Annotated in this window: 21 protein-coding genes; 12 read left to right on the plus strand and 9 right to left on the minus strand. The window is 61.8% G+C overall.

The window, feature by feature from the left end; all coding sequences use genetic code 11:
• The first annotated feature begins 103 nt into the window (after positions 1–103).
• The 10 genes from AC3EA7_RS11330 (at position 104) to AC3EA7_RS11375 (ending at position 15,863) form a co-directional block, all read left to right on the plus strand.
• Positions 104–6,109 carry an Ig-like domain-containing protein gene (locus tag AC3EA7_RS11330; protein WP_488614163.1) on the plus strand — a complete coding sequence of 2,002 codons (6,006 nt, stop codon included), beginning with the start codon at positions 104–106 and terminating at the stop codon, positions 6,107–6,109.
• A gap of 85 nt (positions 6,110–6,194) precedes the next feature.
• The gene (locus tag AC3EA7_RS11335) at positions 6,195–7,205 is read left to right on the plus strand and encodes a Gfo/Idh/MocA family protein (RefSeq protein WP_488614164.1); all 1,011 of its coding nucleotides are present in this window, start codon (positions 6,195–6,197) and stop codon (positions 7,203–7,205) included.
• 299 nt (positions 7,206–7,504) lie between these two features.
• Entirely contained in the window at positions 7,505–8,317 is an 813-nt protein-coding gene (locus AC3EA7_RS11340; protein ID WP_488614165.1) for a class I SAM-dependent DNA methyltransferase, read from the plus strand.
• 6 nt (positions 8,318–8,323) lie between these two features.
• Positions 8,324–9,286, plus strand: coding sequence for an asparaginase (locus AC3EA7_RS11345; protein ID WP_488614166.1), 963 nt, complete (start codon positions 8,324–8,326; stop codon positions 9,284–9,286).
• 13 nt (positions 9,287–9,299) lie between these two features.
• A complete protein-coding gene (locus AC3EA7_RS11350) occupies positions 9,300–10,067 on the plus strand; it encodes a type III pantothenate kinase (RefSeq protein WP_488614167.1) in 768 nt (255 codons plus the stop codon).
• Complete coding sequence (locus AC3EA7_RS11355) at positions 10,064–10,780, plus strand: ubiquinone/menaquinone biosynthesis methyltransferase (RefSeq protein WP_488614168.1); 717 nt, start codon at positions 10,064–10,066, stop codon at positions 10,778–10,780. The genes AC3EA7_RS11350 and AC3EA7_RS11355 overlap by 4 nt, the downstream gene beginning before the upstream one ends.
• A gap of 16 nt (positions 10,781–10,796) precedes the next feature.
• A complete protein-coding gene (locus AC3EA7_RS11360; RefSeq protein ID WP_488614169.1) occupies positions 10,797–11,696 on the plus strand; it encodes a DUF4230 domain-containing protein in 900 nt (299 codons plus the stop codon).
• An 81-nt stretch (positions 11,697–11,777) separates the two neighbouring features.
• The gene (locus AC3EA7_RS11365; protein ID WP_488614170.1) at positions 11,778–12,920 is read left to right on the plus strand and encodes a DNA methyltransferase; all 1,143 of its coding nucleotides are present in this window, start codon (positions 11,778–11,780) and stop codon (positions 12,918–12,920) included.
• 146 nt (positions 12,921–13,066) lie between these two features.
• Positions 13,067–14,422 (plus strand): GTPase Era, encoded by a 1,356-nt coding sequence (gene era / locus AC3EA7_RS11370; protein WP_488614171.1) that lies wholly within the window; start codon positions 13,067–13,069, stop codon positions 14,420–14,422.
• A gap of 13 nt (positions 14,423–14,435) precedes the next feature.
• A complete protein-coding gene (locus AC3EA7_RS11375; protein ID WP_488614172.1) occupies positions 14,436–15,863 on the plus strand; it encodes an MFS transporter in 1,428 nt (475 codons plus the stop codon).
• An 8-nt stretch (positions 15,864–15,871) separates the two neighbouring features.
• Here AC3EA7_RS11375 and AC3EA7_RS11380 read toward each other — a convergent pair whose 3' ends face one another.
• The 4 genes from AC3EA7_RS11380 to AC3EA7_RS11395 form a co-directional block, all read right to left on the minus strand.
• A complete protein-coding gene (locus AC3EA7_RS11380; protein ID WP_488614173.1) occupies positions 15,872–16,036 on the minus strand; it encodes a hypothetical protein in 165 nt (54 codons plus the stop codon).
• Between the two features lie 175 nt (positions 16,037–16,211).
• Positions 16,212–16,436 (minus strand): hypothetical protein, encoded by a 225-nt coding sequence (locus AC3EA7_RS11385; RefSeq protein ID WP_488614183.1) that lies wholly within the window; start codon positions 16,434–16,436, stop codon positions 16,212–16,214.
• A 78-nt stretch (positions 16,437–16,514) separates the two neighbouring features.
• Positions 16,515–16,781, minus strand: a complete 267-nt coding sequence (locus tag AC3EA7_RS11390; protein ID WP_488614174.1) for a hypothetical protein — start codon at positions 16,779–16,781, stop codon at positions 16,515–16,517.
• 470 nt (positions 16,782–17,251) lie between these two features.
• The gene (locus AC3EA7_RS11395; protein WP_488614175.1) at positions 17,252–18,409 is read right to left on the minus strand and encodes a glycosyltransferase family 4 protein; all 1,158 of its coding nucleotides are present in this window, start codon (positions 18,407–18,409) and stop codon (positions 17,252–17,254) included.
• A gap of 524 nt (positions 18,410–18,933) precedes the next feature.
• Between AC3EA7_RS11395 and AC3EA7_RS11400 the strand changes: the two genes are divergently transcribed.
• Positions 18,934–19,803 carry a hypothetical protein gene (locus AC3EA7_RS11400; protein ID WP_488614176.1) on the plus strand — a complete coding sequence of 290 codons (870 nt, stop codon included), beginning with the start codon at positions 18,934–18,936 and terminating at the stop codon, positions 19,801–19,803.
• Between the two features lie 445 nt (positions 19,804–20,248).
• Here AC3EA7_RS11400 and AC3EA7_RS11405 read toward each other — a convergent pair whose 3' ends face one another.
• Entirely contained in the window at positions 20,249–21,265 is a 1,017-nt protein-coding gene (locus tag AC3EA7_RS11405; protein ID WP_488614177.1) for a polyprenyl synthetase family protein, read from the minus strand.
• A 176-nt stretch (positions 21,266–21,441) separates the two neighbouring features.
• On the opposite strand from AC3EA7_RS11405, the gene AC3EA7_RS11410 reads away from it, so the two are divergent.
• A complete protein-coding gene (locus AC3EA7_RS11410; protein WP_488614178.1) occupies positions 21,442–21,861 on the plus strand; it encodes a BlaI/MecI/CopY family transcriptional regulator in 420 nt (139 codons plus the stop codon).
• A 36-nt stretch (positions 21,862–21,897) separates the two neighbouring features.
• On the opposite strand, the gene rimO is transcribed toward AC3EA7_RS11410, so the two are convergent.
• From rimO to AC3EA7_RS11430, 4 genes are all read right to left on the minus strand, one after another.
• Positions 21,898–23,337, minus strand: a complete 1,440-nt coding sequence (gene rimO / locus AC3EA7_RS11415) for a 30S ribosomal protein S12 methylthiotransferase RimO (RefSeq protein WP_488614179.1) — start codon at positions 23,335–23,337, stop codon at positions 21,898–21,900.
• Between the two features lie 3 nt (positions 23,338–23,340).
• A complete protein-coding gene (locus AC3EA7_RS11420; protein WP_488614180.1) occupies positions 23,341–23,838 on the minus strand; it encodes a YajQ family cyclic di-GMP-binding protein in 498 nt (165 codons plus the stop codon).
• Between the two features lie 14 nt (positions 23,839–23,852).
• On the minus strand, positions 23,853–24,650 hold the full coding sequence (locus AC3EA7_RS11425; protein ID WP_488614181.1) for a helix-turn-helix domain-containing protein: 798 nt from the start codon (positions 24,648–24,650) through the stop codon (positions 23,853–23,855).
• 120 nt (positions 24,651–24,770) lie between these two features.
• Entirely contained in the window at positions 24,771–26,063 is a 1,293-nt protein-coding gene (locus AC3EA7_RS11430) for a 3-keto-alpha-glucoside-1,2-lyase-like domain-containing protein (protein WP_488614182.1), read from the minus strand.
• Between the last annotated feature and the right edge of the window lie 319 nt (positions 26,064–26,382).

Raw genomic sequence — 26,382 nt, forward strand, 5'->3', positions numbered from 1 at the left:
GGGTATAATAGCACAAGGTTAGGGGTCCGGGATTGGCGGAACTCACGGCTTCCTGGCAACGTCTTGAGGTAGAGGAGTGCCACAAACAGACAGGAGCAATGGTATGCCTCCGCTCTATCGCTGGTTTGCGTTGTTGATGGTGATTGCAACGACCATCGCTGCATGCGGCGGTCCACGCCCGCAGCCAACCCCAACGCCGGTGACGGCGCAACCAACGCCGGTCGCGCCGCGGCGCGATATTCCCCAACCGCCGACCCAGGCGGCGCCGATCCTGGTCGCCCGTTCGCCCGAACCGGGGCAAGCGCTCGATCCAGGTGCGCCGGTCGAATTGGTGTTCGACCGCCCAATGGATCGGGCGTCGGTGGCGGCAGCCTTGACCGTCACCGGAGTGACTGGCGCAGTGGAGTGGCCCGATGCGCGCACGGTGCGTTTCGTGCCGGGCGCGCCGCTCAAACGCGCCGCCACGTATGAGGTGCTGCTGCGCGAAACGGCGAAGAGCGCCGATGGCATGCCGCTGGCGGCGCCGCTGCGCTTCCGCTTCGCCACCGCCGGGTTCCTCGAAGTCGGGCAGGTGATCCCCGCCGATGGCGCCGCCGATGTGCAGCCCAATGCGACGATCACCGTCTTCTTCAACCGTCCCGTTGTGCCGCTGACGGCAATCGAGATGCAGGCGAACCTGCCGCAGCCGCTGACGTTCGATCCGCCAATTGCAGGGCGCGGGGAGTGGCTGAATACGGCGATCTACACCTTCATCCCCGCAGCGCCGCTTGCCGGCGGCGCCACCTACACCGGACGCATCGCCGCCGGTCTGACTGATGTGACCGGGAATCCGCTTCAGTCGGAGTATACCTGGCGCTTTACCGTCGCCCGTCCGCAGGTGGTAACGATTGATCCTTTCGATGGTGCAACCCTCATTCCATTGCAAAAGCCTATCACGCTGCGCTTCAACGTGCCAGTCGATCCCGCCTCGGCGCGCGCGGCGTTCCGCCTGCGCAGCCCCGATGGCGCCGACATCCCCGGCGATCTTCAGGTTACCGGCGAGACGCTGATCTTCACCCCCTCCCAACGCCTCGAATACGAGGCGCGCTACACGGTCGAGGCGGATGCCAGCCTGACCGGCATTTCCGGCGGGCTTGGCATGGCGAACGATTTCCGCGCGACGTTCCAGACGGTTCCGCGACTGCGTATTCTCGAGACCGACCCGCGCGATGGCGAGACGGATGCGCGCCGTGGCGGGTTGGCGATCCGCTTCAATGCGCCGGTCGATCCGACGACGGTGATGCCGAATGTTGCGATCACGCCGCAACAGACGGAGGTGTATACCTATTTCAACGAGTATGACAATACATTTGTGATCGGTTTCGATTCGCGCCCTTCGACCGAATATGCGGTAACCATTGGACCGGACATCGCCGATCCGTATGGCGCTCGCACCGGTCAGTCGCTGACGGTGCGGTTCCGCACAGCGCCGCTGGAGCCGGAGGTCTACCCGCTGACCCCCGGCTTCATCACGACGTTCGACGCTAATCGCGCGCCACGCCTGGCGTTGATGGCAACCAATGTCAGCAGCGCGTCGCTGGCGCTCTATCGCCTGCCGGTCGAGGCGGTGCTACGCCATGAGATTCTTGGACCCGACGGCGCTTCTCCGCCTCCTGGCGCGACGCTTGTGCGCCGCTGGCAGGCGCAGTTCAGTGTTCCCCGCGATGAACCAACGCCGGTGCGCATCGACCTGGTCGAAGGCGGCGGTCGCCTGGACCCTGGGCTGTATCTGCTGCTGCTCGACTCTCCCCCCGGCTACCCCGATGCGCGGGTGCTGGCAGTGTCGCCGCTGCACCTGACGCTGAAAGCGGCAGAACGCAATGCGCTGGTGTGGGCGAATGATCTGACGACCGGCGCGCCGGTTTCCGGTCTTGCGCTGGAACTGTTCGACAACCAGGGCGACTCGCTGGGGACGGTGACGACCGATGCGAATGGAGTGGCGCAGGCGACGTTCAACCGGACCGAGTACCGTGGGATGGTCGCGGTCGCACGACAGCCGTTTGCAATCTTCGGTGCGGACTGGAGCAGCGGTGTCAGTCCGTGGGATTTCAACCTCCCGGCGTCGTCTGATCTGCCAGAAGTCACCGCATATGTCTACACTGATCGTCCGATCTACCGTCCCGGGCAGCAGGTGTGGTTCAAAGGCATGGTACGCGCCGAAGACGATGTGCGCTATTCGCTCATGCAGGGAGTGACCACGGCTCAGATTACCGTCTATGATGCCGCTGGCGAGTCCATCTTCCAGCAATTGGCGACTCTGAACCCGAACGGCGCCTTCGATGGCGGGTTCGCGCTGGCAGCCGGTGCGCCAACCGGCCAGTATGCCATCAGCCTGAATATCGGCAGCCGCGAGTTCCGGTTCCCCTTTCAGGTCGCCGCGTACCGTCCGCCGGAGATCGAGGTGACGGCGACGCCGCGCGCTGCCGACATTGTGCGCGGCACACCCACTGATGTGACCGTGCGCGCCGGGTATTTCTTCGGCGCGCCAGCCGCAAACCTGCCGGTGCAGTGGAATGTGCTGGCTGAACCGTTCTCTCCGGCGCCCGATTGGGCTGGCAGGTATACCTTCGACGAGTCGGGCGATCTGTGGATCTGCCGCTTCTGCTGGTGGATTCCGGCGCCGCCGCCGCAGCCGATCCTCTCCGGCAGCGCCACAACCGATGCGCAGGGTCAGGCGATCATCAGCCTGCCGGGTGAATTGCGCGATACGGAAGGAAATGTCATCACCCGCAGCGTGCGCCTGACGGTCGAGGCGACCGTCACCGGGCGCGACAACCAGGCGATCAGCGGGCGCACCAACGTCATTGTGCATGCCAGCGATCTGTACGTCGGGCTGGCGCCGCGCACTTACGTCGGTAGGGCTGGCGCAGCGCAGCAGATCGACCTGGTGACGATCGACACACGCGGCAATCGCCTGGCGAACCGCACCGTCGAGATCGAACTGGTGCGCACCACCTGGGAAAACCGGTTCGTGCAGGACGACGCCGGCGGGCGCTGGGAGTCGCGTGAGGTGCGCGAGCCTGTCGGCACGCAGACGGTCACGACCGACGCGAATGGCGAGGCGGTTGTCTCGTTCACTCCCGACAAAGGCGGCGCCTACCTGGTGCTGGCGCGCGCGCGCGATGCCGGCGGGCGCGAGGCGCGATCATCGCGCTATGTCTGGGTCTATGGCGGCGATGCGCTCTGGCTGCGCGAGAACAACGACCGTATCAACCTGATCGCCGACAAGGGCGAGTATCGCCCCGGCGAAACGGCGACCATCCTCATTCCTTCACCGTTCACCGGAACGCACTGGGCGTTGCTGACTGTCGAACGCGGCGGTGTGCTGAGCCACGAGGTGCGCCAGGTAAGCGGCGGTAGTCTGGTCTACCAGTTGCCGATCACCCCCGATCATGCGCCGAATATCTTCGTCTCGGCGGTGCTGTTTGCGCCGCCGGACGGCAGCGGCGCACCAGCCGATTTCAAAGTCGGCATGCTGCCGCTGAATGTCGTACCGACCGCGCAAACGCTGCGAGTTGAGGTGACCTCCGCCGCGTCGCAGGCTGCCCCCGGCGATGCCGTCACATTCGAGGTGCGCGTCACCGACACGAATGGCGCACCGGTGGCGGCGGAACTGTCGCTCGATCTGGTCGATAAAGCCGTGCTGTCGCTGCAACCACGCGAGCCGGATGCTATTGTCCAGGGGTTCTATGGTCGCCGTCCGCTGGGGGTGTTCACCGGCGCCGGGCTGTCGGTCGCTGCCGAACGCTTCGAGCGGTTGCTGGACGAGGCGCAGCGCAATGTGCCGCCGGGGGCAGGCGCGGCTGGACCGGAGGCGGCCATTCCAATGGCGGCGCCAGCGGCAGCCATGCCCGCAGAGGCGATGCCAGCGCGCGCTGGGGATGCCGCGCTTCAGCAAGGATTGACCGTCCGCGAAGAGTTTGCCGATACCGCCTTCTGGCAGGCGGTTGTGACAACCGACGCCAACGGGCGCGCGACGGTGCAGGTCTCCCTGCCCGATAACCTGACGACCTGGGTGATGCGCGGCGTGGCGCTCACGGCGGATACGCGCGTCGGCGAGGGAACCGGCGAACTGGTCAGCACGAAGCCGTTGCTCGTGCGCCCGGTCACACCGCGCTTCTTCGTCGTCGGCGATGTGGTGGAACTGGCGGTGAACGTCAGCAATCTCACGAATGCGCCACTGGCGACTGAGGTCACCCTGAGCGCCGATGGGGTCACGGTCGCCACGCCGCTGACGCAGACGATCCAGGTTCCGGCGAACGGTGAAGCGTCGGTGACCTGGCAGGCGACGGTTCTCGATGTCGAGTCGGTCGATCTGGTGTTCAGCGCCATCTCCGGGCAACTGAGCGATGCAGCGCGCCCGCGCATCGCAACTGCGCCAGGTGGGCGCATTCCGGTCTACCGCTACAGCGCACCAGAGACGGTGGCGACCGGCGGGCAGATCGACAGTGCGGATGCGCGGGTCGAGGCAGTGGCGCTGCCGCCGAATGTCGATACGCGCCTGGGCGAACTCCGTATCCGTATCGATCCCTCGCTGGCGGCCGGCGTGCTCGACGGTTTGCAGGCTTTGGAGGAATACCCGTATGACACGGTCGAATCGACCGTCTCGCGTTTTGTGCCGAATGTCGTCGCGCTGCGGGCGCTGCGCCAGCTGGGGGTGACGAACGCCGAACTGGAGGCGCGTCTGCCGACGTTGGTCGCCGATGCGCTCGACCGGTTGTATCTGTGGCAGAATGCCGACGGTGGCTGGGGCTGGTGGTCAGAGGATGAGAGCAACCCGTATATCAGCGCGTATGTGGTATTTGGTATGCTGCGTGCGCGCGAAGCGGGCTTCACCGTGCGCGACGACGTGCTGGCGCGCGGGATGGAGTACCTTACTGCGCAACTCGTCGCTGATGCCGATGTGCGCACAGCGCCGCAGGCGAACCGGCAGGCGTGGCTGCTCTACGTCCTCGCCGACGGCGGCAAGCCGGACAGCGGACGGATGGATGCGCTCTACAACAACCGCGAGCGTCTGGGAGTGTACGGCAAAGCGCTGCTGGCGCTGGCGCTCCACCGCGTCAATACGAATGATGCGCGGCTCAAGACGCTTCTGTCGGACCTGAACAATGCCGCGATCACCAGCGCAACCGGGGTCTACTGGGAAGAACCCGTGCGGGACTACTGGGCATTCAGCAGCGACACCACCAGCAGCGCGATTGTGCTCCAGGCGCTGGTGCGGCTCGACCCGCAGAATCAGATCATTCCGAATGCTGTGCGCTGGCTCATGGTTGCTCGACGTGGCGACATCTGGCTCACCACCCAGGAGTCGGTATGGGCGTTGCTGGCGCTGACCGATTGGATGGCAACCACCGGCGAACTCAACGGCGCCTACGATTATGCCGTCTGGTTGAACGGCGACGAACGCATCGCCGGGCGCATCGACGCCACCAACGTGATGTCGCCGACTGTCGTGCGTGTGCCGACGACCGAATTGCTGACCGGCGATCCATCGCTGGTGGCAGTGGGGCGCAGTGAGGGACCGGGACGACTCTACTATACGGCGCACCTGAACCTGGCGCTGCCCGCCGATCAGGTGAAGGCGCTCGACCGGGGCATCGCCGTGACGCGACGGTATGTGGCAGCGGATTGCACGGAAGGACCACGTTGCCCGACGTTGACCAGCGTCAAAGCGGGCGACACCGTGCGAGTCGAGCTCTCGATTGTGGCGGAGCGCGATCTCTACTACCTCCAGCTGGAAGACCCGCTCCCCGCCGGTGGCGAAGCCATCGACCCGACCCTGGCGACCACCGCGATCGCCACGAACGTTGATCCGGCGCTCCGACCGGCGCCAGACGCCGCGACGCCGTACTTCTTCTGGTGGTGGCGCTGGTACGACCGGGTCGAACTGCGTGACGAAAAGGTGGCGCTGTTCGCCGATTACCTGCCGCGCGGCGCATACCTCTTCAGTTACACCTTCCGCGCCGTGCAGCCGGGCGAGTACCGCGTCATTCCGGCGATCGCGCAGGAGAGTTTCTTCCCCGAAGTGTTTGGGCGCTCGGAAGGGCAACTGTTCATCATCACACGATAAGCGTTCAAAAAAGCGGTATAATCAGGCTTCGTCAACATCACACGCGGAGGTCGTAGACCTCCGCATTATCTTCGCCGGAGGTTCTATGGCTCCCCAACCTGTGCGCATGGTGATGATTGGATGTGGCGGCATGGCGCGCCACCATCTACGGCGTATGTACGAATTGCGCGACAGCACGCAGATCATCGCCGTGTGCGAACCATCGCAGTCCGCCTATGACGCCACTGTTGCGCTCTTCGAGCAGGCAGGCGTTGCGCCGCCGCCCAACGAACCGGACCTGGAGAAACTGCTCGTCGATTATCGCGGCAGACTCGACGCCGCCTTCATCATCACGCCGCATGCGTACCACCACAACCAGGCGAAGGCGTGCATGGAAGCCGGTCTCGACGTGTTGCTCGAAAAACCGATGGTGATGAACGCTGAGGAGGCGCGCAGCCTGATCGAAACCCGTGATCGCACCGGGCGGTTGCTGGTGGTCGCATTCCCTGGAAGCCTCTCTCCGAATGTGCGCACTGCCGTTGCATTGCTGCGATCCGGCGCGTTCGGGCGTCTCCTGACGATCAGCGGCGTCGTCTGGCAGAACTGGGGACCAATGACCGTCGGGACGTGGCGACAGCAACCGGAACTGTCCGGCGGCGGATTCCTGTTCGACACCGGCGCACATCTGCTCAACACGGTCGTTGATCTGGCAGGCGAAGATGTTGCCGAAGTTGCGGCATATCTGGACGACCGGGGGCGTCCGGTTGAGACGCTGGGAGCGGTAATTGCGCGGTTACGCTCGGGGGCGCTGATCACGCTCCATGCCTGTGGTGAAGCCATTCCGTCGTGCCATTCGGATGTGCGAGTCTTTTGCGAACGCGCCATTCTATACACCGGCGTCTGGGGCGAACGGCTCGAGGTGCAGTACAACGGCGACAAACCGCCTGCTGCGATACCCGTGCCCGAGTCGCGCGGCGTCTGGGAGCAATTCCTGGCGGTACGCGCTGGGAAGCAGGAGAACCCCTGCCCGCCCGAAGTCGGCTTGCGTATGGCGCAGTTGTGGGATGCCATCAAAGCGTCGGCGGCGCAGGGCGGCGCACCGGTGGGTGTGCGCTAAAGCAACCAATGTCCCACCATCTGACCACCCGCCCCGCAGAAGTAGGGCGGGCTTCAGCCCGCTGCAAGACGGCGAATACGCCGGCACCCCCCTGCCCCTCCGCTCCTACACGGGGAGCGGGGGGGCGGGCTTCAGCCCGCCGCGAGACGGCAGATGCGCCGGTCCGCCTGGCGCCGGAAGGCGCAGGCTCTGGGCAGCAAAGCCTGCGTGCGCGGGCTGGACGGGTATGCACAGCCCCGCAGTCGCAGTATGGTACAATACGAAGGTTAGAGTAAGGATAAAGGCATTCTGATCGAGGCATGCCCGGCGAGACATCCGACATTTACCGCGCCTACGCGCCATTCTACGATGGAAGCGGTCAGATCCGCTTTGCAGTACTGTTCGCCAATTACCTGCTGGGTGACATCCTGCCGCGTCATCCGGTTGCGGGGCGGCGGGCGCTCGATCTTGCGTGCGGCACGGGAACGCTGGCGCTCATTCTGGCTGATGCCGGATGGTTCGTCGTTGGCGTGGATCGTTCGCCCGCGATGATCGCCATTGCACACAGCCGCGCACAGCCGGTGGACGCTGCGATCCGTCCGCAGTTCATTGAGGCGGATATGCGCTGGTTGTGGCAGGAGACGGCGCGCGTCGAGGCCGGAGATTCGGCGGAAGCGCCGCGGCGCAGTTCATTCGACCTGGTCACGTGCACGTATGATAGTCTCAATTACATGCTAACCGAAGAGGACCTGGCGGCCTGCTTTTCGACGGCAGCGGAGGCGCTGGCGCCGGAAGGACTGCTTGTGGCGGATATGAACACGCGCCATTTCCTCGAGCACGACTGGGGCGATGTGGAGATCATCGAGCGACCGGGATTTATTCAGGTGAATCTTAGCCGTTTCGACCCGGAGACCGCCTGTTCGACGATGCGCCTGATCGGATTTGTCGGCGATGATGCCAGCGGGTACGAGCGCTTCGAGGAGATTCATGTCGAGCGCGCCTACCCGCCGGAGACGATCGCATCGTTGATCGCCGCTGCTGGATTGAGTGTCGAGGCAGTGTATGATTGTTTCACCACGCAACCGATTGGTGCGTACACGCAACGGATTGCCTGGGTGGCGCGGAAACGGTAGGTGGGTGTGAAGAAGGTCATCGTTGTCACAACCGGCGGGAGCATTGCTTTCAAGCGCAACACTGCAACCGGCGCTCTGGTTCCGGTCGATGGCGAGGACATCATCGCCCAACTGACGAACAGCGGCATCGTGGTGGAATTCAACGAATTCAGCAGCCTGCCCGGCAGCCACTTCACACCGGTGCAGGGGCTCGATCTTGCGCGCCAGGTCGAGGCGTTACTGTACAACGATGCGGTTTTGGGCGTGGTGGTGACCCATGGGACCGATACGCTGGAAGAAACGGCGTATCTGCTCGATCTGGCGATCAACCACGAGAAGCCGGTGGTTGTGACGGGAGCGACGCGCCCTGCAACGATGCCCGGCTACGATGGGTTGCACAACCTCGCCAGCGCCATCCGTGTTGCTGCTGCCGCCGAAACCCGCGAGACCGGCGTGCTGGTGGCGTTTGCCGGGCAAATCCTCGCTGCAAGCGATGTGCAAAAGGTGTCCGCCCATTCGGTCGATGCCTTTACCGCGCCGGGGTCGGGTCCGCTCGGCTGGATCGTCGCCGACCGCATCTGGATGCGCCACCGTCCGGCGCAACGCATGTTCATTCCGTGCGCGCACCTCGAAGAGCGGGTCGATCTGATCACTCCCGGGCAGGGGAGTGATGACCGAATGATACGTCATGCCATTGCTGATCGGGTTGCCGGTATCGTGATCGAGGCGTTTGGCAGCGGTCGCTTACCTCCCTGGTGGCTGCCCGCGATCCAGGAAGCAACGGCGCAGCGCATTATGGTGGCCATCGCGCCATGCACCGGCAGTGGCGCACTCCACGATGAGTATGGCTATGTCGGCTCGTACCATGATCTCGAACGGTTGGGCGTGCTCTTTGCTCATTATCTGAATGGTCGCAAGGCGCGGATCAAACTGATGCTGGCGCTGGGCGCCGTGCGCCGTCCAGAGGATGTGCGGGTCTGGTTTCCATAGGACAGGGTGGATTATGCTGTTGACCATCGATATCGGCAATACGAACATCAAAATCGGCGTCTACCAGGGAGAACGGCTTACGGCGCACTGGCGCGTCACAACCGAACGCCACCGGCTCGCCGACGAATACCTGGTGCTGCTGCACAACCTGTTCGATCTTGGCGGCATCGATCCACGCAGTATCAACGGGTGCGCCATTTCGTGCGTCGTGCCGCCGCTAACTGGCGAATTTCGCACGCTATGCCGCACCTACTTCCGCGTCGAGCCGCTGATGGTCAATGCGATGACGCCAACCGGATTGCAGTACAAGGTCGATGCACCCGCCGAACTCGGCGCCGACCGCATCGCCAATTCGCTGGCAGCCTTCCGGCGCTACGGCGGTCCCGTCATTGTCCTGGCGTTCGGCACAGCGACGACCTTCGATGTGATTACCGCCGCCGGCGAGTATATCGGTGGCGCGATTGCGCCCGGTATCGGCATTTCCGCCGATGCGCTGTTTCGTCTGGCGGCAAAACTCTACCAGGTCGAACTGGTGCGCCCGCCAAAGGTGATCGGCGCCAATACCATTCACCATATGCAATCCGGCGTCATTCTGGGGTATGCCGGGCTGGTCGAAGGGCTGGTGCGCCGCATGCAGAATGAATTGGGCGCCTCCTGCCCGGTGGTGGCGACCGGCGGGCTGGCGGAGGTGATCGCTGCCGAAACTGAAGCCATTACGACAGTCGAGCCGTACCTGACATTAGAAGGATTGCGGCTGATCTACGAGATGAATCGACAATGAGTGCAGATGTTCTTCCCCCGCCCGACAAAAAAGCCGAGTATGTCGAGCGGATGTTCAGCCGGATCGCCCCTGGCTACGATACCATGAACGGCATTATGACCCTGGGGCTGGACCGGGGTTGGCGCGCGGCGACCGTGGCGCTGGCAGCGCCGCCGAGTTGCGGGCGAGCGCTCGACATCGGCACCGGCACCGGCGATTTTCTGGTCGAACTGGCGGAATGGATGCCCAATGGCCTGGCGGTCGGGGTGGATTTTACCCTCCCGATGATGAGCGCCGGTCTGCCCAAAATCGCTGGGAAACGCGCGATTTTCGTGGCAGGCGATGCGCTGGCGCTGCCGTTCGCCAATGAGAGTTTCGACGCAATTACGACCGGGTTCACATTACGGAATGTGACCGACATCGCCGCCGCATTCCGCGAGATGTGGCGGGTGGTGCGCGTTGGTGGAACGGTCGCCTGCCTGGAAGTGGCACGTCCGCGTCAGCCGTTGCTGCGGTTTGGGCACTGGGTCTATTTCCAGCGCATTGTGCCGCTCATGGCGCGCGTGCTCGGCGCCGACCCCGAAGCCTACGTCTATCTGCCGCAATCGGCGCGCGTCTTCCCCCCGCCCGACGAACTGGCGCAGATTATGCGCGCGGCAGGTTGGAGCGATGTGACTTACCGCCTGGTGGGGTTGGGTGCGGCAGCCATTCATACCGGCATCAAACGCGGATGACGCGCCGGAGGGGATCATGCCTCGCTACGACGACGATCCAGAAGAAGAGGAGGCGGCTCCTCCGCCACGTCGCCGGGTCGTGCGCCGTAATGAACTGATGCGATTGTCGCGCCGCGAGTCGCTGATGGAACGCCGGTTGCGGCGCGCTCGCGGCGAAGAGGTCGATGACGACGTCGAGGAACCGTACCTTCCATATGAGCCTGCCCGCCCCCGTCTCTCCGGCATACCGCTGGTTGGCAGCGGATGCGCTGCAACACTGCTGTATGTTGCGCTCGGCGCCATCACGGTCGTGGCGCTGCTCCTGCTCTTCTGGCAACAGATAGTCGCAGCGTTCGTTCCCAACGTGCCGCAACAGGTGGTGCAACTCATCGCTACGCCAACGCCAACGATCCGCGATTGGGGCGGCGCCATTCAACAGATGAAGGATCTCCGGCGTCTGGAGACGCAGCGCTTCGCCATCGAACGGGTTGTCGAAGCCTCGACCGCACGAGGCGATCCGCTCGATATGTTCCTTGGCGAACGATTGCTGCTGATCGCCAGTGGCGACGTGGTGGCCGGCGTCGATCTGAGCAAACTGACCGACCGCGATGTCATTGTTTCGTCTGACGGCATGAGCGTGACGCTGACGCTGCCCGCCTCCGAGATTTTCAGCGCGCGCCTGAACAACGAACGCACCCGCGTCTACGACCGGCAGACGCGCCTGATCACCCAACTGACCGGCGGGCAGGACCCGAACCTGGAAACGCAGGCGCGACAGGAGGCAGAACGCCAGATTCTGGCGGCAGCCTGTGAAAATGGCATTATGGAGCGCGCCGCCAATGAAGCGAAACGCTCGATGGAACAGTTTCTCCGCCTGCTCGAATTCGAGAATGTCACCGTCATTGCAACGGCGGGAGCGTGTGTCATCGAAGATTAAGGAACATACAAGAAACAATGCTGAGACCATTGCACAAAGGCTTAACCACCAGGGACACGAAGCGCACGAAGGTTGATAAAAATGAAGCGCCTTTCCTTTGTGACCTTCGTGGTTGCTTTTTGCAGTGAAGTCAATACTGCAGTTGATGTCATTCACCGTCGCAGCAGGCGAGCCGTGAAGAACCAAACCATCTTCACGTCAGGACATGTCACCATCTATCACGGTGATGTCGCCGAATTCTATCAGGAATGGCCAACCCCCGATGTCATTATTTCTAATGGCGGCTACGGTGTGTCAGGGTTTAAGGGGGACGCCAGGGAACCTGCAGAACTCCAATCCTGGTATCGTAGCCATATCCAGTTGTGGTCACACTACGCCAGACCTGGCGCCACGCTCTGGTTCTGGAACACTGAGATCGGATGGGCGACGGTTCATCCCATTCTTGATGAATATGGTTGGGAGTATGCAGGGTGCAATATCTGGAACAAGGGAATCCAACACATCGCTGGTAATTGTAATCTGCCGGTTCTGAAAAGTTTTCCGGTCGTCACAGAAGTTTGTGTTCAATATGTGCGACGCGCAGCGTTTTATTGCGATGGAAAAACGCTAAGTCTCAAAGAATGGCTCAGAAAAGAATGGGATAGAACTGGACTGCCAATGTATAAAACAAATGAAGCATGTGGCGTGACAAATGCTGCTTCGAGAAAATATTTCACTAAGGACCACTTATGGTATGCTCCTCCGCCCAAAATCTTTATTCGGATGGTTTCCTATGCTAATGAATATGGAGACCCAAAGGGGCGGCCTTACTTCTCTTTTGACGGCAAAAGACCTGCTAATCAGCAGGAATATGAGAAACTATTTCCGACATTTAAAGGAAGATACGGGGTGACGAATGTATGGAACCACCCTCCTCTTCATAATAGGGAAAGGTTAAGATTTCCTGGATCAAGCAAGTATGCGCACCTCAATCAAAAGCCTATTAAGTTAATGGAATTGATCATCGAAGCCTCCTCGAATCCAGGAGATGTCATATGGGAACCATTTGGCGGTCTCTGTACGGCAGGTCTTGTCGCTTACCTCACATCTCGCACTGCCTACTGTGCAGAGATTGATGAGGATATATATATGATGGCTATTTCTCGCCTGAAGGAGTGTGAGCAGCAGGAGAAACAGCAGTCCTTTCTTCTGGAAGATCTCATGTCCTATGAGGCATTTCGATGACGAACAATCCGCCAGAGAAGAAAGTTCCAGATTCTAACTGGGAACATTTTACAGTCTGGGAAACAATAAAATCACTTCTTCTTATTGAAGATTTATGGAAGGATGGCTCAAATGTATAAACCTGCTCGTCATGTTCTGGTTATTCGATGCCTATGATCACCCTGTTCTACGACCCGGACGCCGGGTCGCTTGCCTGGCGCTTTATCGAAACCGCCGAAGAGGATGCCACGCTCGAAGGCGAGTGCGAGGCAACGCTGCTGCTCGACTCGCAAGGTCAGGTCATCGGCGTCGAGCTGGCGCTGGACGATGAGACCGCCGCCGATGACCTGGCGCTGGCGCTCGCGCATCCGCAGGTGTCGTTCGATGCTGCGGAATGCACGCTGACCGTCAACCTCGTCGGTGAGGAACCGGCGTCGGTGCAGCCGCTTGAGGAACCGGTCATCCTCGATTTCGACCCGGACGAGCGACTGGTGGGGTTCGAGGTGTTGCCAGCCGATGAGTTCGACCTGGATCAACGCCTCGAACGCCTGATGCCGTTCCTGGTCGAGCGTGAAGAAGAGCATACCGGCGAAGCCGAAGAAACAACCCTGCCCCCTGCAACCCGTCCGGCACTTCCCGAAGGTCCGCATCGCTCCGGGTTTGTTGCACTCGTCGGGCGCCCGAACGTCGGCAAGTCCACGCTTCTCAATGCCCTGCTTGGTCAGAAAGTTGCGATTGTGTCGCCCAAGCCGCAGACGACGCGCACCGCCATTCGCGGCATTCTGACCCGCCCCGACGCACAGATTGTGTTCGTTGACACCCCCGGCATCCACGCGCCGCGCAACCGCCTCGGCGCTTATATGGTCAAACAGGCGCGGCGCGCCATTCCCGACGCCGATGTGGTATGCATGGTGGTGGACATTACACGCCCGCCGGGGAGCCTCGACGAGCGGATTGCGGCGCTGGTGCGCAAGGCATCGGCGCGGCGCATCCTGGTGCTCAATAAGATCGATCTCCGCACCAAACGCGGCAGTGACAACCTTCAAGCGTACCGCGCACTGGCGCCGTGGGATATGGAAGTCGCGGTATCGGCGCTGCGCGGTCACGGCCTCGATGCGCTGGTCGATGAGATCGTGCGCCTGCTGCCGGAAGGTCCGCCGCTCTACCCGGAGGAGCAGGTGACCGACCTGAGCGAACGCGAGATTGCCGCCGAACTGGTGCGCGAGCAGGTGTTGCGCTACACGCAGCACGAAGTGCCGCACAGCGTGGCGGTCGAAATCGAAGAGTGGGAAGAGAAAGAGAACGTTACCTACATCCGAATGACCATCCTGGTCGAGCGTGAGACGCAGAAAGCCATTCTGATCGGCGCCGGCGGCAGCATGCTCAAGAAAATCGGCAGCGGCGCCCGCCAGGCAATCGAAGCGATGCTCGAGCGTCCCATTTACCTCGATCTGTGGGTCAAAGCGCGCGAACACTGGCGCGACGACCCGAATGCTCTTCGCTGGCTCGGCTACACTGAATAGAAGGCATCTCTCGATGGAACGCAAATGGTGGGCGCTGCTGGCAGTGGCGACCGGCGTGTTCATGAGCACTATCGACGGCTCGATTGTCAACATTGCGCTCAAGACGTTGCAGGAGTCGTTTGGCGCCGGACTGCACGAGGTCGAATGGGTCGTGCTGGCGTATCTGCTGGGGATCACCTGCCTGCTGCCGAGTATGGGGCGCCTGGGAGACATGATCGGCAAACGCAGCGTCTATGTGGTCGGCTTCGTCATTTTTACCCTCAGTTCGGCATTGTGCGGTCTTTCGTGGAGCATTGGCGCGCTGATCGGCTTTCGTGTATTGCAGGCGATAGGCGCAGCAATGATCCAGGGCGTCGGTGCGGCGCTGCTGGTGGGAGCCTTCCCGCCGTCGCAGCGCGGTCAGGCGCTCGGCTATATCGGCACGGCGGTCGCCGCCGGTATTCTGACCGGTCCCGTGTTGGGAGGGGCGCTGATCGATGCGGTCGGCTGGCAGGCGATTTTCTTCGTCAATATCCCGATTGGCATTGGCGCGATTGCGCTGGCGCTGCACGCATTGCCCGCCGACCGCACCCACACTGCGCAGAAGTTCGATCTGACCGGCGCGGCGCTGCTGGGCATTGGGCTGCTGCTCGTGCTCCTGGCGCTGACCGAGGGGCAGGTGTGGGGCTTCGGCGACTGGCGCACGCTGGCGGCGCTGAGCGGCGGCAGCGCGCTGCTGGCGGGGTTTGTGTGGTGGGAATACCGCGCCGCTGCACCAATGATCGACCTGCGCCTGTTTCGCACGCCGGTGTTCAGTTTCAGCCTCATGGCTGCGTTTCTGATCTTCCTGGCGGGCGCGTTCAATTTCCTGCTCATCCCCTACTACCTCCAGAAGGCGCTCGGCTACTCGCCGCAAACGACGGGGTTGACCCTGATCGCCTCGCCGCTTGTGCTCTCGCTCGTGTCGCCGATCAGCGGGCGACTGTCGGACCGGTTCGGCGCGCGCTGGTTGGGGATCATCGGGCTGGCGCTGACCACTGCCGCACTGCTGAGCATGGCAACGCTGACCATCCAGAGCACGCAGATGGATGTGGTGCTGCGCCTGATGCTGATCGGTGCGGGGTTTGGTCTGTTCCAGTCGCCGAACAACAGCCTGATCATGGGGAGCGTACCGCGCGCCAATCTGGGAATAGCCGGAAGCCTGCTGGCAGTAATGCGCACCCTGGGGCAGACGACCGGCGTCGCCATTGCCGGCGCGATCTGGGCGACGCGCGTCATCACAGCCGCCGGTCAGCCATACGAGCCGGTGACCGCTGCGCCGCCATTTGCGCTGGTTGCCGGCATGCACGACGCCATGCTGGTCGCGGCGCTTCTGTCTGCTATCGCCATTGTGCCAACTCTGGTGCGCGGGCAGCCATCGGGGGAACAGCAGCGCGAAGCCGTGCAGCAGGCGAAGGTGTGATAGAGTGATCAACCAGATGTCGCACAATACTTGCCCGTGTTGACCGTCGTGCGGTTGACGTCGGCTTCGACAGGCTCAGCCAACCGCGCCCGCCAGGCGTGGCAGGCGCGCCAGGCGCGCAAGGTGCGGCTGACGTCGGCTTCGACAGGCTCAGCCAACGTCAACCGTTCCACGTCCTTGATCGTCCGGATTTTGTTTGATCGCTCTATGAGCTGCGTATTGGCGGGCGGCCTGAGGATAAAGGGCAGTCTGACGGCTGGCTTTTACCTGGACTGCGAAGCGCTGCGAGGCGAAGCCTGTCGGGTGCATGTGCTGGTCAGGCGGGCGATTCGTCTTATCAAGCGCTAATTATATAATCTTCGCTACAACTTCTTGCACTTTTTGAGAGGACAATACACCCGCTCGATATAGAATGATATTGGAGTCAGCGGTAAAGATACGATTAGGGCGAATGTTGCTCTCTTGATGCAAACTGCCACTGGTGAAATCGCTGTCTGAAATGGCAATAGCGTAATTATCGGCGACCGTCTTGCTGGTGCTTTGACACAAGATTACGTCATCACCCGTCAACATGGCTGCCACTAACGCAGGCCGTCTTTTCGTTGCACTCAGATCGGAGAATGGGAACGGGGACGACAACAACGTCACCTTTTACAAATTTGCCCATGCGAGGTCCTCTTCAGGCCGTTCCCAATCGCGCTTCAGAATAGACTCCGAAGCCAACGTGGTCTGAAAGGCTTCCGATGTCGTTCTGATTGGCGCTTGTCCCATTTCTCGCTCGAGCAGATAGGAAACAAAATCGTAGACGACTACAAGTTTGTCAACAGATAACCGTTGCAAACGTTCGACGATTTCAGCAACTGTTACTGTCTGCATCATTTCTCCTTTACCTGTTATGACTGCGATGAACTGATGCACGCCCGCCTGACTTCTCATTAGACGACTTCCGCCCAACACTCGCCCGGCGCGTTGAGACGGCTTCCGCCGAACTCCCTGAAACGTTGCGTTATGCGGCGCGCCCTGAGCAATGCGCTGAGCGTGTCGAAGCGCTTGTCAAAGGGCGGAGACTTCCCGCATCCTTTCCCTGCGAGGAATACCTTGCGGAACGCCAGCGCCTGATAGCCCGGCAGTCTCGCCGCGCGTCATACACCGTCCATCTTTTGAAGAATTGTATCCATTTGCGCTCCTGCTATCAACGAGGTGATCTGCAATGCGCTCCCTCAAACCGCTCGACCGGGCGCCTCCCGTTGTGTGTCTGATACCGCGTTTCGATCTGCGCGAATGCGCTTTTCATCTCTCCCGCCGGTACAAGACGAACATCAATTGAGCGCTTCTGCTGAAATCAACCCGATCCGCCCGGCATCGCAAAGGTCGTTCCTGGTCGTGCGCTACCCCCGCGCGTTGCGCAACCCGTGGTACAACTCCTCATGCCGACGGGCGATCACTTCCCAGGAAAACCGTCCCGCCAGCGCTGCGCCGCCGGCGCTCAGACCCTCCCGGAGCGCCGGATCGTTCGCCAGCCGCGCGATAGTCCCGGCAAGGGCGTCAGGATCACCGGCTGGCGTCAGCAGGACGTGGGTGCGATCAATCAGCGCTGCATCTCCCGGCGTCGCGATCGTCGGCACGCCGTGCGCCAGCGTCGCCAGCAGGCTGCCGCGCCGGAAGGAAGCGCCATCGGCGAAGGGCAGCGCCGCCAGATCCGCCGCCAGCAGGTGCGCCGAAACGGTCGCTGCGTCGCAATACCCGGTCATCGTCACGCGGTCGCTCAGGCACAGCGCGGCAATGAGCCGCTGCACCTCGTCCGCATACACGCGGTCTTGCGGCGCCGTCGCCTCGCCGCCGACGACAATCAGGCGGAACGTCTCCGGCAGGCGCGCCAGCGCCTGAACCAGCGTGTCCACCCCTTTGCTGCGTGACATCAACCCAAAATAGGCGATCAGCGTCATTTCTGGCGCAATGCCCAGGCGTGCGCGCCATTCGCGGCGATCCCAGCCAGGCGGCGGCGCAACTGCAAGGTTGGCGCCTATCGGAATCACCGCCAGCGTGTGACGCCCCTGCCCCGCACCCCAGCGCCGCAATCGCGCCTCGTCCGCCTCGTTCGTCGCCACCACGGCATCGACATCGAGCATCAACCGGCGCGTCACCCAATCACGGAGCGGACCTGCCTTCGGGAACAGGTAGGGCGGCAACAGATCGTGTGCGGTCACGACAAGGCACGGACGGTTCGCCTGGGAGCGCAGTCGCCGGGGGAGAAAGTTGATGGCCGGGTGCATCCCATAGGCGCCTGTCTGATACTGGATATGCAGCACATCCGGCTTCAGATCGTCCAGCGCACGGCGAACAACCCGCCAGCAACGCCAGTCCCACCGGCGCAGCGGCAACCGGACGACGCGCAACGGCGGATGGTCATCGGCACTGTCTGCCATACCGGTCAGTACCGTGACCTCATGACCGCGCTGAAGCAACGCCATACTCAGGTTACGGGTGTAGTCGCCGACGCCGCCGGGCATGGGAGGATATTCGGCGCTGAGCAGCACAATCTTCATATCCAGGGTTTCATCGGATAGAGCGATCAACCAAATGTTGCACAATAATTGCCTGCGTGGACCGTCTCAGGGCGAACGTTGGCTGAGCCTGTCGAAGCCAAGTTCGCCGCTCCACGTCTTTGATTGTCCAGGGTGTGGTTGTATGAGAGCAAATTGTCATGTACACGCCTCGATGGTACCGCGTAGGCGGTGGTACGATATCCATGGCTTTATCGAGCGTGTTTACGGTTCAAGACCCGCCATGCGAGCAGTCGCCTGCTTCTGTCGGCAGCGCACGTTCAGAAGTGTGTCGTTCCAGCTTGCGCAGACAGACTTCGCATCCCGTGGTTGCGAAGTCCGTCGCCCTGTCATACTAAGAGCCTATCCGAAAAATCGCTGACTGAAGTGCGATCGGGTAGGCGAAGGCATTGCCTTCGCCTACCCTCGGACCGCTAACGCGCGTTGTGGATCGTTACGCCTTGCGAACCGGCGCTCGAACATCTTGTCTGACTGACCGCAAGTTAGTATCAGATAACGAGGCTTCCATGATTATTATGCGCTATTCTACCAGACGCACATGTATCGGCGTTCTTGCGGCAATCCTGTTGCTTTTCCTGCTCATTGTCGCGCGGAGTGTAACAGCTTCAGACGAGCAGGGGGAAACGCCGCAAGCGCTAACCCCCACGCCGGAACGCACTGCTGCCCCGATTGGACCAGCGCCGTTGACGTTGACCAAGACCGTCTCAACCGACGCCGTGCTGCCGGGTCAATCATTCACCTACACGCTGCGCATCACCACCGGTCGAGACCAGGCGCGTGTGGAAGTGCGCGCCATGCTGGATCGCGGGGTTGAGGTCATCGGCATCGAAAGTGCGGCGGGCGCCTGCATCGGCGCCGGAATGATTGTGTGCAACGTGCAGGCAAAGGCACAGAAACCGGCAACCATTCTGATCACCGTGCGCGCGCACACCGCGGTTGCCCCCGATACCTTGCTGGTTGGTCAGGCGCTGGCTCAGGACGACCGCGACTTTACCGCCGCGTCGGAGCGTGTCGCCGTGCGCGTCGTCGCACCGCCGCCGGTGATGTCGGCGCCGGTCGCCGCTGCCCCGTCTGCTCCTGAAGCGCCGTCTGCCGGGGCGGCGCCTCCTCCTGAGCGCCAGACTGCGCCAGAGTCACGCGCTGCATCGCGCATGGGCGCTGTTCTTTCTTCTGCGCCGCAGCCAACCGCCATCCCGCCGACCCCGGCCACAGTGCCGCCGCTGTCACGCGCTGCCGGCGCCCTGAGCGGCGCAACCGATCCGGCATTCGCAGCACCTATCAACACGCCAACGCAAGCGCCAGCGCCGCCGCCGCAGCCGAACGCAGGACCATACACGGAGTCGTGGCTGGACCTGGTGACAACTATCAACCCTTGACCAGAAGCGGCGGTCAGGGGCTACAACTCTGGAATGCACAGACGGGGCAGACTATCGGCGAACCGTTTGGCGATGGGCAGGCCCGCGTAGGGCGGGATGCGCGGGATGCCTCTGGAACGCTGATCATTGTCACAGGAGATCGGGCGCAAATCTGGAATGTTTCAGGAGAGCCGCCAGCGCCGTAGGGACAGGCCCCTGTGCTTGCCCTTCGCGCCCATCGCCAGGGATGCACCCGGCTCACAGGAGTGGAGTTTTCCAGATGCGCCGCGCGTTGTCCGCATCCCGACGCCCTTTTCCTCACCCCCCAACCCCTGTCCAGCGTCGCTGAAGAGGGGAGTGGAGGCGTCCTGATGACCGAAATGAGCGATACCCTGTGAGGGCTTGCCAAAAAACCACACGTATGAGCGTGGGCGCCTGAACGCGACCGTCGCTCATGGACGCAGTTTCACGCACGCCGGCCCAGCAGGCTCGTGGCAATAGCGCGCAACTCATCGATCGCGGCTGCGTCGCCGTGCACGCGATCAAGCGCCGCAAACGCCTCGCCGTGATAGGCAGCAGCGGTCGTTTCGGCGTACACGCGCGAGCCTGCCGCTTCGAGGATCGTCAGCGCCTGGCGCACGGCTGTATCATCGGGCGTCGGTTGCGCGTACACGTCCCTTAATTGTTCTTTATCAGGCGATGTCGTCAATGCGTGGATGACCGGCAGACTGAGTTTGCGCCGGTACAGGTCCGCCGCAAAGGGCTTGCCGGTCACGGCGGGATCGCCCCAGATCCCCAGCACATCATCCTCGATCTGGAATGCCAGGCCAAGCGCACGCCCGAAATCGAACAGCGCCTGGATCGTCTCTTCATCGGCGCCGCCGGCGAGCGCGCCAAGTTCCGCCGACGCAGCGATCAGCGCCGCCGTCTTGCGTTCAATCATTGCCAGGTACGCACTTTCGTCGATCTGAAGATTCCCTTCATAGCTCAGATCGAGAAACTGTCCTTCACAGACGGCCAGGATCGTTTCATCGAAACGTCGCAGCACATCGAGGATTGTCGCCGCAGGCAGGCTGGTCAGCGCCAGACGATGGAGCGCGAGGTGGGCAATGGTAAACATGCCATCGCCTGTATTGATCCCCTGCGCCAGACCCCACAACTTCCATACGGTCGGGCGACCGCGCCGAGTATCGCTCTGATCCTGAATATCATCGTGGATCAGCGAGAAGTCGTGGATCAATTGAATCGCCGCCGCCAGCGGCAGCGCATCGCGCGGATCGCCGCCGACGGCGCGGCAACTCAGCAGGCAGAGGCGTGGACGCAATAGTTTGCCCGGATCGAACGACGCCGGGCGCAATTCTTCGTCGCGCCACCCCAGATGATACTCCTGCATGGCATAGAACCGCGCCACCCGTTCGTCGGCCTGGGGAAACGCCGCGCGCATCGCCGCCTCGATTGCCGTTCGCTCATCCGCGTGCTTCATAGGTGTCATCCTGCCGTAATCTTATGTAACCAGTCGGTAATCCGTCGCTCTTGAGGTTTGCGCGCGGCGCTAGTACACTGCATACGAGTAGAGCGCACCCGCTATCGTCAGTAATTTATCGGCGCTCGCCGGTACCGCCCGTAGCGCCACTAACGCCACCGAAAGGAGTAGCGTCGATGCCGCTGAACATGCGCTTCCGCTTCAGCCCGACCAAGGATGGTCTCGTCAAGGTGCTCGGACCGCTCGAGACGGACATCATGCAGATCATCTGGCAGGATGAGCGCAGCACGGTCAAGAAAGTCCATCGCAAACTGTCGCAGCAACGTGAGATTGCCTACACAACGGTTATGACAACGATGAGCCGTCTTGCCGAGAAAGGCGTGTTGCGCCGCCACCGCGAAGGATTGGCGTATGTCTACACGCCGGCGATCAGCGAGTCGGATTTTGTCACAATGGTGGTGCAGCAAGTGCTCGACGGCTTGCTCGACGACTACAGCACGACCGCAATCGACTACATGATCGACTACCTCGCGCGGCGCAACCCCAAAGAACTGCGGCGCATCCAGCAAACCATTCAGGCGCGCATCGCCGCTTGAAGAGAAGAAGAGGATTGCGAATAGCAGCAGGGTTTTCTATCCGACATCCTGCACGCAATGCGCGATCCTCTCTTTCTCTTCCCCATCGCACGCTGCGACGGCGTCGCCCCACAAGTCATAGTCAAGCGCCTGCGTCACACGCACATTGACGAAGACTCCAGGCGCCGCCGCGCCCCAGAAGAACACCTGCCCATCGACTTCAGGCGCGTCACGGAACGACCGACCGACGCTCAACGGTCGACCATCATCGGTTTGTCCCTGCCCCTCCACCAGCACGCGCACAACGCGCCCAACCCAGCGCCGGTTGCGCTGGCGCGAAATGCGCTGTTGCAGCTGCATGGCTGCATGCCAGCGGCGCTCGATAACTTTTGGCGTCACCTGACCCGGCAAAGCGGCGGCTGGCGTGCCTGGTTCGCGCGAGTAGCGAAAGACGCCGACCCGGTCGAACTGGACATCCTCGAGCAATGCCAGCAGCGCCTGAAACTCAGCATTCGTCTCACCCGGAAAACCGACGATAAACGTCGAACGTAGCGCAATATCGGGCATCGCCGCGCGCAGGTCGTCGATGATCCGTCGCGTGCGATCAGTATCGGGCGGCCGCCGCATCCGGCGCAGCGTCTCTGGATGTGCGTGCTGCAGCGGTATATCCAGGTAATGGCAGATCTGCGGATGGCGCGCCATCGTTGCGATCAGGCGCTCGCTTATGCCATGCGGATAGGCATACATCAGGCGCACCCAGACATCCTCCGGCAGCACGGCGCAGAGTTCATCGAGCAAGATCGCCAGACCATCCTTCAAACCCAGATCGCGACCGTAATCGGTCAGATGCTGCGCGACCAGCACAATCTCCTTCACGCCGGCGGCTGCCAGTTCCTGCGCCTCGCCGAGGATCGGCCCCACGGCTTTAGAGCGCATATCGCCCTTGAATGACGGAATCGTGCAGAACGCACAGCGCAGATTGCATCCGTCTGAAATTTTCAGATACGCCGAAGGACCGCTGACGCGGCGGCGGATCGGCGCGGTGCGCCAGTCGGCGTAGGCGCCGGGCACGCTCAGATCGTAAGCGGAGGAAGAGAGGGGAGCGGCGCCGGTCAGCGGAATGATGTCACGCGCAGGTGCAGGAGACGCTGGCGCAGACTGAAATGCACCGACAACATCACCAATGCGCATCCACTCACTAGTGCTGAGGATCGCATCGACTCCTGGCGTGGCTGCGACGAGCGCGCCGTGGCTCTCTGCCATGCAACCGGCGGCAATCAGGCGCTGTCCGGGTGTCTTACGCGCAGCGACATCGCGCAACACTGCGAGCGTTTCCTCGCGTGCCGCCGCAATAAACGAGCAGGTATTGACAATCACGACATCGGCATCATCGGCGCGTTCGGCGAACGTATACCCCTGGGCTGCCAGGATGCTGCTCATACCCTCGCTATCGACCTGATTTTTAGGGCAACCGAGGGTGATAATATGAACTTTCATCACTCAGCGATAGTTGGTAAACTGAAGCGGAATATCAAATTCATCCTGCCGTTCTTTGACCAGACGAATCACCGCCTGCAACTCATCACGGCTTTTACTCCCAACGCGCAATGCATCCCCTTGAATGCGCGGTTGCACTTTCGGAAAATGATCACGGATGAGTTTTGCCAGTTTTTTCGCTACTTCTTCAGGAATGCCGCGCTGCAACGTCGCAACCTGCCGCACACGACCGCCGCTCACTTCCTGAACCGGACCGAACTTGAAGATCTTGATCGACAGATTGCGTCGCAGGGCTTTTGTCTGCACAAGATCACGAACTGCCGCGAGGTGCATGTCCGATTCGGTCGTAATGACCAGTTCCTTCTCACTCAAAACAATCTCTGTCTTCGTGTCTTTCAAATCGTAGCGCGTGGCCACGTCGCGCCGCGCCTGATCGATAGCGTTGACCAGTTCCTGGCGCTCAAAATCGGAGACAATATCGAATGTGCTTTCAGCAGGCATGGCTCTCCTCCCGCTTACGGCGGCCACTCGAAGGTCACTACCTCACCGGGACGGACGCCGAGGCGACGTTCCTGATCGTTAATCACAACCGTCACCACTGCCGCATTACCGGCGCGCACCGACACCGAGCGGCGGGCAGTAAAGCGCACCGAACGACCCGGCGCCAGCACCCGGCGAAAGACCGACTCGCCGTCAGTTTTGATTTCCAGCCACGAACCGGGATTATCTCCTGGATCGATCCGCACTTCGAGCACAATTGGCGCTTCCGGCTCGCGCGTCGGCGTTGGCGACGGCTCAACCTCCCCGCCGGCCACAGCAACCGTCGGTGTTGTCACCGGTAATGGCGCCGGGGTCGCCTCTGGCGGGGCCGTCGGCAGCGGGCTGGGCGGGGGAGGCATCGTCGCCGTTGGTATGGTGGCGAGTTGCGCGTTTTCGCCGATCCGGTTGGTGGCGCTCAGCACCAGGTAGGTTATCCCGACCAGCGCCAGCACGACGAAGAAGACGCCGACCAGACTCGGCGCCACGCATCCATGCACACGTGGATTCGATGTCGCCGGGACGACGCGGATCGGATCGGTGCACCCACGCTCATGGCGATACAGATCGATCAATTCATCTGCCGACAGGCCAAGAAATGCGGCATAGTTACGGATAAAGCCGCGCACATACACATCGCCGGGAAGATTCTGGTAATCGCCATCCTCGAGCGCAACAAGGTACCGCTGTAGGATGCGAGTTTCAGCAGCAGCTTGTGAGAGGCTGATGCCCTGGCTTTCGCGAGCTGCACGCAGCCGCTCGCCCAGCTGGCTCATAGCGTTCTCCTGGGAACCTTATGGTCACAGGCGCGTTCATCAGAAGCTATTATAAATGAAAGCGCGCGTTGCAGCAAACGCGCGCGTTCCAGGCCTCCAGGGGCAGGCGAATAAGTTTGGCTACTTCAAGAGCGTGGCGATCACATTGTCGAATTCGGCGCCCGCTTCCGTGCTGAAGTTTTCCAGGTAGAGCGCTGCCTGGCCACTGGTGACGCGAGTATCGGTAAAGGTTTGCATCTCAACGCCGTTGACACTGAAGATGATGCGATTCCCCTGCGCTTTCAGCGAGACGCGATTGACCGCCCCCGGCTTAATCGCCGGATTCCTGATCGGCTCGCGCAGCGTTGTCCATCGGTCATTGACCGAGACAAAGCATCCATACTGATCGTTGCCATCGATCCAGCAGGCGTAGTAATTCCGGGTATCATTTGGTGTGCCGGCGCCGTAGCGCACTGCAACGCCGGCGCGTGAATTCCCTTGAATCAACACATCTGCACTTACTTCCAGGTCATTTGCCCGGCTGATATCCGGCGCCGTCAGGTAATACAGATCGGGTGTGCTCAGAACAATCCGATACACACCGTCCTCAATCACTACTTTGAGATCTGAAGAAACATCGGTGATCCATTTGCCCTCGTCACGCGTGAAATCGAACGCGAACCGCTGAGCCGACGTATCGCCCGAAAGCGGAACCGCCGGATCGACGATGTATGATCGCAGGATGGCGTCGAGTGAGGGTTTCAGGTCATCGAATTGTTCTGTGGGTATGCCGAATGTCAGCAGCGATACCTTATCGACATCGCGGTAGGCAAATGTGTTCGCCAGCACGGGGGCAGCAATGCCGCCGCTCGCCTGCGCTGTATAACTCCAGATGATCTGCACGCCGCCGCTGCGTAGTTTTTCCGGCGGATCCATCGAGAAGTCTTGCTCATCCTTGAAGAGATTGACGAACTCTGTGGCGCGTTCTGCCAGATTGTCCTGGGTGAGCGCCTCCTGCGTCTCGGTGATGCTGAGAATAATCAACGCATTCTCGGCGGCATCCGTCCACAAATAGAGCAGAGAGGTCTCGTTTGCATCTTGCTCGAGTTTCCAGTCAAACGGTATATCGATACTGAACAGACCAGCCGGGTGACGGAATGTCTCAAGTCGGTCGATCACGACAGGAACCAGCATGCCGGAACCCGTACTGGTCGATCCCGACGGTGTCGTGGGCGCCGTCGTGGGTTCAGGGCGCGCAGTTGGTTCAGCAGTCGCCAGCGGCGTGGCAGTCGGGCGCGGGGTCGACGTCGGGCGCGGGGTGGCGGTCGGGCGTGGTTCAGGCGTCGCGGTTGGAGTTGTACCGAGAGACACGCTGCAACCGGTCAGTGCGAGCGCCATGATTCCGACTAACACAAGGAGGCGTAAGCGGTGCATGGATCGAGGCCTTTCTGTGTGGCGCGAACAACAACCAGAGCAATGACACACAGCACGTCTTCTCTCGAATGCCGCATGCGCTCTTACGCCAATTGTAGCACGGCGCGGTATTGTTGAGAAGCCTCGGACGTGACCATTCCCCCACCTCCAGCCCCTCCCCCATGAAGGGGGAGGAGCGGCATGGTCCCCCACCCCCAGCCCCTCGCCCATGGAGGGGGAGGGGCGGTATGGTCCCCCACCCCCCGCCCCTCGCCCAGGAAGGGGGAGGGGCGGTAAGATCGGACGAGCGGCGGGTAGGGAAAGAGGGTGTGGCGAGAGG

The organism is Roseiflexus sp. (assembly GCF_057785375.1).